9 protein-coding genes and 1 other RNA gene are annotated in these 10,336 nt (G+C 61.7%); 5 read left to right on the top strand and 5 right to left on the bottom strand.

Going from position 1 to position 10,336, the window contains the following annotated elements; translation table 11 throughout:
- Positions 1-4 precede the first annotated feature (4 nt).
- Positions 5-1,888 carry an extracellular solute-binding protein gene (locus BSF79_RS06385; RefSeq protein WP_245776334.1) on the bottom strand — a complete coding sequence of 628 codons (1,884 nt, stop codon included), beginning with the start codon at positions 1,886-1,888 and terminating at the stop codon, positions 5-7.
- Positions 1,889-2,132: 244 nt separating this feature from the next.
- The gene (locus tag BSF79_RS06380; protein ID WP_090269015.1) at positions 2,133-2,657 is read right to left on the bottom strand and encodes a c-type cytochrome; all 525 of its coding nucleotides are present in this window, start codon (positions 2,655-2,657) and stop codon (positions 2,133-2,135) included.
- 120 nt (positions 2,658-2,777) lie between these two features.
- Here BSF79_RS06380 and BSF79_RS06375 point away from each other — a divergent pair, with 120 nt between their 5' ends.
- Complete coding sequence (locus BSF79_RS06375; RefSeq protein ID WP_090269014.1) at positions 2,778-3,611, top strand: prephenate dehydratase; 834 nt, start codon at positions 2,778-2,780, stop codon at positions 3,609-3,611.
- A 253-nt stretch (positions 3,612-3,864) separates the two neighbouring features.
- Here the strand turns inward: BSF79_RS06375 and BSF79_RS06370 are convergent, their stop codons facing one another.
- Both BSF79_RS06370 and nudC read right to left on the bottom strand, forming a co-directional pair.
- Positions 3,865-4,332: an SRPBCC family protein gene (locus tag BSF79_RS06370; protein ID WP_090269013.1), complete on the bottom strand. Its 468-nt coding sequence runs from the start codon at positions 4,330-4,332 to the stop codon at positions 3,865-3,867.
- 51 nt (positions 4,333-4,383) lie between these two features.
- Entirely contained in the window at positions 4,384-5,352 is a 969-nt protein-coding gene (nudC, locus tag BSF79_RS06365) for an NAD(+) diphosphatase (RefSeq protein ID WP_090269012.1), read from the bottom strand.
- 245 nt (positions 5,353-5,597) lie between these two features.
- On the opposite strand from nudC, the gene BSF79_RS06360 reads away from it, so the two are divergent.
- The 4 genes from BSF79_RS06360 (at position 5,598) to BSF79_RS06345 (ending at position 9,861) form a co-directional block, all read left to right on the top strand.
- Positions 5,598-7,523 (top strand): bifunctional 2',3'-cyclic-nucleotide 2'-phosphodiesterase/3'-nucleotidase, encoded by a 1,926-nt coding sequence (locus BSF79_RS06360; protein WP_090269011.1) that lies wholly within the window; start codon positions 5,598-5,600, stop codon positions 7,521-7,523.
- Positions 7,524-7,569: 46 nt separating this feature from the next.
- Positions 7,570-7,668: signal recognition particle sRNA small type (gene ffs / locus BSF79_RS06355), an RNA gene on the top strand.
- A gap of 150 nt (positions 7,669-7,818) precedes the next feature.
- Entirely contained in the window at positions 7,819-8,883 is a 1,065-nt protein-coding gene (rsgA, locus tag BSF79_RS06350; protein ID WP_245776332.1) for a ribosome small subunit-dependent GTPase A, read from the top strand.
- Between the two features lie 63 nt (positions 8,884-8,946).
- On the top strand, positions 8,947-9,861 hold the full coding sequence (locus BSF79_RS06345; RefSeq protein WP_090269009.1) for an MBL fold metallo-hydrolase: 915 nt from the start codon (positions 8,947-8,949) through the stop codon (positions 9,859-9,861).
- On the opposite strand, the gene BSF79_RS06340 is transcribed toward BSF79_RS06345, so the two are convergent.
- Complete coding sequence (locus tag BSF79_RS06340; RefSeq protein ID WP_090269008.1) at positions 9,839-10,333, bottom strand: protein-tyrosine phosphatase family protein; 495 nt, start codon at positions 10,331-10,333, stop codon at positions 9,839-9,841. The two genes, BSF79_RS06345 and BSF79_RS06340, sit on opposite strands and share 23 nt — an antisense overlap.
- Positions 10,334-10,336 lie beyond the last annotated feature (3 nt).

Here is a 10,336-nt window from a genome sequence, read left to right as displayed (position 1 = left end):
CAGCTTACCTCAGCGCGCCCGCGGTTTTCAACGCGGCGGCCTTGTCTGCGTTGAACCACCAGAAATCCAGCACACCCAGCGAATAGGTCGGCAATTCGGCGGGGTGTTCAAACATATCCCAATAGGCGACCCAATTCTTGTCGTTGTACCAGACCGGAATCATGAACCGCTCGTACCGCAGCACCCTGTCCAGCGCGGTCAGGGTCACGTCGCGATCCTCAACCGTGGTGGTTTCCAGCGATATATCGATCAGCTTGTCCACCAGCGGGCTGGCCAGCCCGGCGGGGTTGAACAGGCTGAACGCCGCCTCGCCCGATCCATACATCTGCATCAAGCCGGTGCCGGTATCCAGAAACGCGCGGTAGCCGTCGAAGACCAGGTCATAATCGCGATCCCGCGTGCGCAGCGTGAATTGCGAGGGGTCAACCTTTTCGGAATGCGCGTCGATCCCCATCGCCACCAGGTTTTTCACGAAGGTTTCCACCACCGCATCCATCGTCGCCGACCCGCTTGACGACATCGGAAAGTCGATGGTCAGCTTTTGCCCCTTGGCATTGCGACGAATGCCGTCGCTGCCCACGGGCCACCCGGCCGCGTCCAACAGCTTCATCGCCCGGCGCAGGTTGCGCCGATCCGTCAGCCGATCAGCGCTCGAAGTATGCGCCATGACAGCAGGTTCGGTCAGCAGTTCGGCAGGCACCAGATCGCCCAGCGATTTCAACAGCTCCAGCTCCGCCCCTTCGGGCACGCCCTTGGCCTCAAGATGCGACCCCTGCACAAAGGAATTCCGCTGCTTGAACAGCCCATATTGCAACGAGGCGTTGGTCCACTCGAAGTTGAACCCCAGCGCCACGGCCTCGCGGACCCGCTTGTCCTTGAAAATCTCGCGCCCCAGGTTGAACACGATCCCCGAAGGTTCGGGCGGCGTGCCATCCGGCAGCTCTTCGCGTTTGACATAGCCCTTCGTGACTGCCGGAAACTCGTACCCGGTGGCCCACTGCTTGGAATTGCCCTCGGCGCGGAAGGTGTATTCCCCGGCCTTGAATGCCTCGAACGCGGCGGAATCGTCGGCGAAATATTCGATGCGGATGCTGTCAAAGTTGTGCCGCCCCTGATTGATCGGCAGATGCCGCCCCCAGTAATCAGGGTTGCGGCGATACACGATCCGGCGGTTCACGTCATAGCTGTCAAGCACATAGGGCCCCGAACCGGGCGCCGCATCCAGACGCGGCTCGTCCAGGCGGGCGTCATTGTCCTCATACCACTTGCGCGGAAACACCGGGGTGCTGCCAACCTGATCAATCAGGCTGCGGCGCGAAATTCCGGTGGCGAAGGTGAATTTCACCGTGTGATCATCCAGCGCCTCGGCGGTCAGAACCCGCTTGGCCACGGCCTGCGCATAAGACGGCAGCCCCTGCTCCAGAAACAGGTTGTGGGTGAAAACCACGTCATGCGCCGTAACCGGGGTGCCATCGGAAAACCGCGCCTCGGGGCGCATGTGGAAAATCACCCAATCCTTGCTTTCAGGATATTCCAGCCGCTCGGCCAACAGCCCGTACATCTCGCCATTCACATCCGCAGGGGCACCGCCGCCGCTCGACGGCTCTTCGCCCAGCAGGCTTTCATACACCATCCAACTGTACCGCCCGGCCCGGCCCTTGCGGCTGTAGGGGTTCATTGAATCAAACGTCCCCGGCGCCCACAGCGCGATTTCGCCACCCTTGGGCGCCTCGGGATTCACATAGTCGAAATGCGGATAATCTGCCGGATACTTCAGATCACCGAAATAGGAATACCCATGACTGTCAATCATCTTGTCCTGCGCCAGCGCAGGCAGCGCCATCAGCGCCATGCCCAGCGCCATCAACGCGGTCAGGATCAGCCGCATCGCCTGTGGGGCGGCTTTTTCGGCAGCCTGTGCACGGGTCCGGGTGCGGTTCATTTGCTCATCCTCCTGCGACGGGCCGCTGCGGGCCTGCTCTTATGCGTTATGTAAGCTAAAGCGCAGCTTGGCCCATGTTCAAGTTGAGAATGCGTGAGATCGCCGTGATTGACACAATCATTGCCCCGCCCATGCAAAAGGCCGCTGCCCGGCGGGGAAGCGGCCCTCAAAAATCTCAGTACTGATCAGATCAGCCGTCGATGCTGTCGAGATAAGCAATCAGGTTGGCGCGATCTTCGATCTTTTTCAGACCGGCAAACGACATCTTGGTGCCCGGTGCAAACCCTTTGGGGTTGGCTAGGAACTCCTGAAGATTCTCGGGGTCCCAAACCTCGGCAACGGCTTCCAGCGCACCGGAATAGCCAAAGCCGGGAAGCGAATCAACCTTGCGGCCAACAACCCCGTACAGCGACGGGCCAGTGGCGTTCGCGCCCTCTTCCAGCTTGTGGCAGGCCTTGCACTTCGAAAACACCTTGGCGCCCCTTTCGACATCAGCCGAGGCCAGCAGGGTTGCGAAATCCGGGCCTTCTTCGGCTTCAGCAGCGCCGTGGCCGTCTGCTTCGCCGGTATCGATCACATAGGCCTGTTCCGCGTGGTCGCCGTGACCGCCGCCCGTGGTATAGAGCGTGTCCGCTGCCCAGCTGCCCAGCAGGAAGATCAAAAGCGTGCCGCAAAGTGCGCCAACGACCTTGGTGAATGTCATCGTGTCAAGCATGGTTCGCCCGTCCGTTTCATGTCCGTCGGCGCGTATGTATCCGCTTCACCTTGTCCTGCGCAAGGTGTAGTTTCCGCGACCAAACGCCCTTGGGGCGCAAACTGACAGGAAAACCACACTATGACCAATCGCATAGCATTTCAGGGCGAACCGGGCGCCTACTCCCATCAGGCCTGCCATCAGGCACGCCCCACGATGGAGGCACTGCCCTGCCGCACCTTCGAAGATGCAATCGATGCGGTCCGCAACGGCGATGCAGACCTTGCAATGCTGCCGGTCGAAAACTCCACCTATGGCCGCGTGGCCGATATCCACTCGCTGCTGCCCGATTCCGGCCTGCATATCATCGACGAGGCCTTCGTGCGGGTGCACATCAACCTGCTCGCCCTGCCCGGCACCCGGCTGGATCAGGTCAAAACCGCGATGAGCCACACTGTCCTGCTGGGTCAGTGCAAGAATTTCCTGCGCGACCACAACATTCACCGCATCGTCGGCGCCGACACCGCCGGCTCTGCCAAACATGTCGCCGAACAGCACGACCCGTCGCTCGCGGCGCTGGCCGGTGAACTGGCCGGTGAAATCTATGGTCTGGATGTGCTCGCCAAGCATATCGAGGATCAAGGCAACAACACCACCCGATTCCTGATCATGTCCCGCGAGGCCGATTACGCCCGCCGTGGCGCCGACGGCATGATGACCAGCCTCGTGTTTCAGGTCCGCAACATCCCTGCCGCGCTCTATAAGGCGATGGGCGGTTTTGCCACCAACGGCGTCAACATGACCAAGCTCGAAAGCTACATGGTCGGCGGCTCCTTCACCGCGACGCAATTCTATGCCGATATCGAAGGCCACCCCGAAGACGCCAACGTCAAACTGGCACTTGACGAACTCGCCTACTTCACCACCGAAACCTCCATCCTCGGCGTCTACCCGGCAGATTCGAAACGCTACTGATTTTGGCCCCACAAGGGTTCCCATCCAGCTGAAGCGCGAAAATCTTTGCACGCCCCTCTGGCCATCCTGACATGCCACGGTCAGGGGCCAGTGCCTGCGAAGACCTGCACACGGCTGGACCAAAGGCGGCGCGCATCTTCTGTGAAAATGCTGCACCTGCGATATGCATGGGATGTGCATGACGTGTGTATGGTTTGTGCAGGGGGTTAAACCGGCCAATTCAGGCCCGCACGCTTGCCCCAGACCTCAAACCTCAGCAGTTGCGTTTATAGCGTGCTTCCAACTCGGTCGCATAATCCGCGACCCGCAGATGGAACCGTTTGTTCAGCTTGTTGCGCGCCAGTTTCAGTGATTGCAACATCAGCCGCGCCGACAAAGTCGTCGCCTCCAATTCCATCTCCAGCGCCATCCGGGTGCGGGTGCGCGACATCGCCACCAGATCAACGGCCATCACCCCATTCAGCCCGGCCGACGCCGCCTGAAACACCATCGCATTCGCCGGATCATATTCCGCCAGAGTGATACGCAGATTGCGCAGCTTGCTGCGCATCATGAAGCTCACATCCCAAGCCATCCCAACGCCATTCGCCGTCATACCGTCGATCCGCTGCACCTCTGCGCCGCGGCGCAGAGCCGCACGCTCAAGCCCGTTGAAATCCGACACCATCAGAAAAACGCTTTGGATCGGGGCCTCGATATCTTCTTTTGTCGCGAATTTCATCAGGTTACTCGTATCTTGAGGGTCACATACAAAAGTAACCCATTTGTCGCCTCAATCCAACCGGTCCGCAAGCCAGTTCCGCAGAATAAACTGCGCAATTGCGCCTTTTCGCGCAGGCATAAGTATCGGATGTTGCCCGGAAAACGCCAAAGCGATCTCTTCACGGCTGAACCAACGGGCATCCTCGATCTCTTTGGGGTCAATGGTGATCTCGCGGCTTGTCGCCTGTCCCAGGCACCCGATCATCAACGAGGATGGAAACGCCCAGGGCTGACTGGCCAGATAACTGACCGCACCGACGCGCACGCCAGCCTCTTCCCAGACCTCGCGGCGCACGGCGGCCTCGATCGTCTCGCCGGGTTCCACAAAGCCCGCCAGCAGCGAATACATCCCCTCGGGCCACCCCGGCGAACGCCCCATCAGGATGTCGTTGCCATCGGTTATCGCCATGATCACCACCGGGTCGGTGCGCGGAAAATGATGCCCACCACAGGCGGCGCAATCGCGCTGCCATCCGGCCATCGCCACAGCGCTTTCCTGCCCGCACATCGCACAAAAGCGGTGGCTGCGGTGCCAGCTGAACAGCGCCCGCGCCGTCGCCGACAGCTCGGCATCGCGCGGGTTGATCCGCGTCATGAGACCGCGCAATTCCGCGAAACGCATCTCTGGCGGCAGGCTTGGATGATGCTGTTCGCTTCGATCCAGGAAACTGTTCAGCGCGGCCTCGTCCGTGTTCTCAGGCGTCCAGCCGGACAGGTCATGCGCAAAAACCGCTTTGCCGTCCTCTCGCCCCAGAAACAACGCCGCCTGCCCCGCTTCTGCCAGAACCGGATGATCCAGCGGCAAACGCACCACCACCGCGCTGCGGTCGGGGTGCGCCATCACAAGCGGCTTGCCGCGCCACAGCAGGATCGTGCTTGCGCCCGCGCGCATCGCCTCCAGCGCCACGGGATCCCCGCGCAATTCGGCGGCCCGGTCCAGTCCAGACCCCCCGAATGTGACCGTCTCGGCAATTCTCATGGCTTTCCCTTCCTCGGCACCTCGTGTATCCGCAAAATGTTCCCTGCGGCCATTGTCGGACCGGTTATGGGGAAAAACGTCTTGGGATTCATCTGTATTTTTTACGGATCCCTTGTGTGGTTACATTTTAGTCGAATGACCCTGTGGCTTTTTTGTTCACATTCTTTTTGTCGATAAAGTGCTTATTTCTTATCGCAATTCCACCCCAAGTTGATAATTTAGAATTTCTCGTATTCCTCAACTCAATGCCAAGGCCCGCTTTGCACCAGTCTCAGCCCCCCTTCTTTGCGACAGCAAAGACGCAAATCCATTTGCGAATTTTGCAAACGACAGACATTCATGTCCATCTGCTGCCCTATGATTACTTCGCGGACCGCCCAAATGACATGATGGGCCTGTCGCGCACCGCATCGCTGATCGAAACAGCCCGAGCCGAGGCCGCGAATACCCTGCTGCTCGACACCGGCGATTTCCTTCAGGGCAATCCGATGGGCGACCATTTTTCCAACGTCCAGACCGCAACCGACGCGCCGCACCCGATGATCGCCGCGATGAACGCGCTTGATTATGATGCGGGCACCTTGGGCAATCACGAGTTCAACTATGGATTGCCTTTCCTGCTGGGTGCGCTGGCCTCTGCCGCGTTTCCTGTTGTGCTGGCAAATGTCGCCCGTCGCCTTGGCCCCACCCCGACCGAGGACGAACCGCTGCTTCCGCCCTACCGAATCGAGACGCGCCAGCTGCGTGACGGCAACGGCCAAAGCCGCAGCCTCAACATCGGCCTGATCGGCTTTGTGCCGCCACAGATCGAGATCTGGGATCACCGCCATATCGCGGGGCAACTGGGCGTGCGCGACATTCTGGAAACCGCCCGCGCCTATGTTCCGAAAATGAAGGCAGAAGGCGCGGATATCATTATCGCGCTGAATCACTCCGGCATCGGGGCCGCGCAGGAAAGCCCGCATATGGAAAATGCAGGTATTCCGCTGGCTGCAATTCCCGGCATTGACGTCGTGTTGTGCGGACATCAGCACCTGACCTTTCCCGGCCCCCGGTTCGAAGGCATCGACAATGTTGATTCGCGGGCCGGCACGATTCACGGCAAACCGGCGGTAATGGCCGGTTTCTGGGGCTCGCATCTGGGTGTGATCGATCTGGCGCTTGAGCAAGACAGCACCGGGAGCTGGCGCGCACATCACCACGCCACCCACCTGCGCCCGATCTATATCCGCAACGACAGGGACGACATTGTTCCCACAACCCCGGAATCACCGCTGATTCTACGCACTGTGCAAGATCACCACCGTCGTACGCTGAACCATATCCGCAAGCCCGTCGGCGAAACCGCGCAGCCGCTACACAGCTATTTCTCGATGGTGGCCGATGATCCCTCGGTGCAGATCGTCGCGCAGGCACAGGCCTGGCGTGTGGCCGATCTGCTGCGCGGCACGCCGCATGCCAACCTCCCGCTGCTGTCGGCCGCTGCGCCATTCAAGGCTGGGGGCCATGCCGGGCCAGAGCATTTCACCGATGTGCCCGCCGGTCCGCTTAGCCTGCGCAATCTGGCCGATCTTTACCTGTTTCCCAACGATCTGCGCGCCGTGCGCTGCAGCGGGGCAGAGCTTGCCTTTTGGTTGGAGCGATCAGTCGGCCTGTTCAACCAGATGACGCCCGGCGCGCAGGACCAGCCCCTTCTTAACTCATTGTTTCCTTGTTACAACTTCGATGTCATCCACGGCCTCAGCTATGATATCGATCTGTCCAGACCTTCACGCTATAGCATTGAAGGCGCCCTTGTCGCGCCCGGCGCACAGCGCATATCGCGGCTGATGTGGCAGGGGCGCGCCGTCGATCCGGCGCAGGAATTCATCGTGGCCACCAACAGTTATCGCGCGGGCGGCGGCGGGGGCTTTGCCGGGACCGGCCCCAACCGGATTGTGCTGGACGTCCCGCAAAGCAACCGCGAGGTGCTTCAGGATTACGTCGCCCATACCGGCCGGATCGACATGCCGCCCACCCCCGTCTGGCACTTTGCCCCACTGCCCGACACCACCGCGACGTTCGACAGCGCCCCGCGTGCGCTGAGCCACCTGCCAAATGTCGCCAACCGCCGGATCACAGCCGCCGGGCGGGGGCCGGGTGGCCATGCCCGGTTCCGCCTGCACCTGTAACAACGCCCCACTTGCATCTCTGCGCGCCCCGCCATATATCCCCGGTTGAGAGGTTGGCGCGGGCAGGCACCTCGCCAACCCGGTCAGATCCGGAAGGAAGCAGCCGTAACGAGCCCCGCTTGGGTCGTTGTCCAGCCTCTCACCTTACCCCCAAAGCTGCGCCCGAATGGGCCACATCGCGGATCTCAGTCTGCAACAGCGGGCAGAATTCCGCGTGCGCCCCCTTGCCCTACGGGGCAAAAGGCGCGATCTCTCGCAATATGAAGCACACCTCGCCGCCCTTTCGGTCACCGCTTTGACCGGTACGTCCTTTGATGCCCCCGACCCGCTTGCCGCGCTGGGGTGGTCGCCGCATTTCGCAGCACAGCTGACCGACGAGGATGCCGAGCTGACGCCGCTGCGCATCGCCTCGGTGCAACGCAACAAGGCCACCGGCCTTGGCCCCGACGGGCCTCAACGGTTGAGCTATAGCAACGACCTCAGTGCTGCGGATGTTGCCGTTGGTGACTGGGTGGTGGCCAACACCACAACCACGCAAATCATGCGCATCCTGCCGCGCACGTCGCAGCTTAGCCGTCGCGCGGCGGGGGTCGAGGCCAAGGCCCAGCTGCTGGCCGCCAATGTCGACACGCTGTTCATCACCACCTCGTGCAACGCCGATTTCAACCTTGCACGGCTGGAGCGCTATGTGGTGCTGGCGCTTGATGCGGGCATTCACCCCGCGATCCTGCTGACCAAGGCCGATCAGTGCGACGACCCGGCCGCCTATGTGGCGCAGGCCACCGCGTTGTCGGATAAAATCATCGCCGTTCTGGCGATCAACGCCAAAGATCCCGCGCAGGTCGATCAGCTGCGCGCGTGGTGCGGGCCGGGGCAGACTGTGGCCTTTGTAGGCTCCTCTGGTGTCGGCAAATCAACGATCATCAACACGCTGACCGGCGCTGATCAGACCACGGCCGACATCCGCGCTGATGATGCCAAAGGTCGCCACACCACCACCGCGCGGTCGCTGCATCTGCTGGCGGGCGGCGGGTTGGTGATCGACATGCCGGGGATGCGCGAACTGGGACTGCATGATGTGGCGGGCGGCATTGATGTGCTGTTTGACGACATTTTCAAGCTGGCAGGCCAATGCCGGTTCCGCGATTGCGCCCATGTCAGCGAGCCCGGCTGTGCGGTCAAGGCCGCCATTGATGCGGGCACCGTCAGCGCCGAGCGTGTCGAGCGTTGGCGCAAGCTCAAGTCCGAGGATAAGCTGAACACCACCACCATGGGCATGGACCGGAAACGCGCCCGTGCCCTTACCCGCAGCCACCGCGCCATTCAGGCCGAACAGCGCGGCAAGAAGGGCGACAAATAGAGCCATTGCCAAGGGGACACTGCCGCCACCATTCTGACCACTCCCAAAGACAAAGGTCACACAATGCTGCGCATCCTGCTTCTGATCGCCTCCGTCTTCGCTGCCCCGCTGGCCGCCGCGCCCGTGTTGGAGCCTCAGCAGATCACCCCCGACGCCTGGGCGATCGTCGGCCCCACGACACAGCGCGACCCGCAAAATCTTGGCAACAACTCAACCCACGGATTGATCGTCACACCGGACGGGGCCGTGTTGATTGACGCTGGCGGCAGCTATGCCGGAGCCGCCGCGCTGCACGCTGTGATCCAAGACCTTACCGATCAACCCGTGCGCTTCGTCATCAACACCGGCGGGCAGGATCATCGCTGGCTTGGCAACGGCTATTGGCAAGAACACGGCGCGCAAATCATTGCCTCTGCCGATGCGGTGGCGGACCAAACCACCCGCGCGTCGATGCAACTGACCGCGCTGTCGGTGCTGATCGGTGCTGAGGCGTTGGCGGGGACCAGTCCCACCTATGCCGACATCCGCTTTGACACCGACTATGAATTGACCCTTGGTGGCACCACACTGTACCTCAGCCATCTGCACGGTGCCCATACCCCCGGCGACGCCTTTGTCTGGCATCCCGCCGCCGCGACCATGTTCACTGGGGACATCGTCTATGTTGGGCGAATCCTTGGGGTGATGGAGTTTTCCAATTCCGCCCATTGGCTCGACACCTTCGATGCCATGGCAGCACTTAACCCGGCCCATATCGTGCCCGGCCACGGGCCTGTTACCGATCTGGCCACCGCAACCCATGATACGCGCGATTACCTTGCCAACCTGCGCCAGCAGATCGCAGCCTATATCGAGGAGGGCGGCGATATCTTCGGTGCCGTCGATGTGGATCAATCCGCCTTCGCCAGCCTTGAAAATTTCGACACTCTGGCGCGGCGCAACGCGCAGGAAGTCTTTAGCCAGATGGAGTGGGAATAAGCGCCCAGTCCATCTGCGCCTGAGTTTCCACAGCGCAGGGGCGCCGCGCGCGCAAGCGCTTCAGCGCCGTTTGCGGCTCTTCACCCGCCTCGACCATCAACCGCAGAACCACCATACCCGACCGACCACAGCCGCCCTTGCAGTGCACCAATACGCGCCCGCCGCCGCGCAAGGCTGACAGGGCCGCACGGCTGACCTCCGGCCAGCGCCCCCGAACCTCTGGCCCGGGCGTTCCAAAATCCTCGACCGGCAGATGCACCCAACGGGTTCCGTGTTCCTGCATATCGGGGCCCAGCGTCCCGGCGCCTCTGGCTTCCATCTCGGCCTTCGTGGTCAACGAGATCAGCATCGCCGGACGCCACTCCAGCAAATGCTCCAGATCTTCGGCATAGCGCCCGCCCTGCCCCGGCAGCGGCGATAGCGCCAATATCCCATCGGCCACATGCAGCGCGTGCAGGACCAGGTCCGACATCTG

Source organism: Thalassovita taeanensis, assembly GCF_900110775.1.
Lineage (GTDB): Bacteria > Pseudomonadota > Alphaproteobacteria > Rhodobacterales > Rhodobacteraceae > Litorimicrobium > Litorimicrobium taeanense.
This window is presented reverse-complemented; position numbering and strand designations above follow the sequence as displayed.

Coding starts and splice junctions, on each gene's coding strand:
- BSF79_RS06385 (WP_245776334.1), bottom strand. CDS start 1,888: ATGCGGCTGATCCTGACCGCGTTGATGGCGCTGGGCATGGCGCTGATG.
- BSF79_RS06380 (WP_090269015.1), bottom strand. CDS start 2,657: ATGCTTGACACGATGACATTCACCAAGGTCGTTGGCGCACTTTGCGGC.
- BSF79_RS06375 (WP_090269014.1), top strand. CDS start 2,778: ATGACCAATCGCATAGCATTTCAGGGCGAACCGGGCGCCTACTCCCAT.
- BSF79_RS06370 (WP_090269013.1), bottom strand. CDS start 4,332: ATGAAATTCGCGACAAAAGAAGATATCGAGGCCCCGATCCAAAGCGTT.
- nudC (WP_090269012.1), bottom strand. CDS start 5,352: ATGAGAATTGCCGAGACGGTCACATTCGGGGGGTCTGGACTGGACCGG.
- BSF79_RS06360 (WP_090269011.1), top strand. CDS start 5,598: ATGCCAAGGCCCGCTTTGCACCAGTCTCAGCCCCCCTTCTTTGCGACA.
- BSF79_RS06345 (WP_090269009.1), top strand. CDS start 8,947: ATGCTGCGCATCCTGCTTCTGATCGCCTCCGTCTTCGCTGCCCCGCTG.
- BSF79_RS06340 (WP_090269008.1), bottom strand. CDS start 10,333: ATGTCGGACCTGGTCCTGCACGCGCTGCATGTGGCCGATGGGATATTG.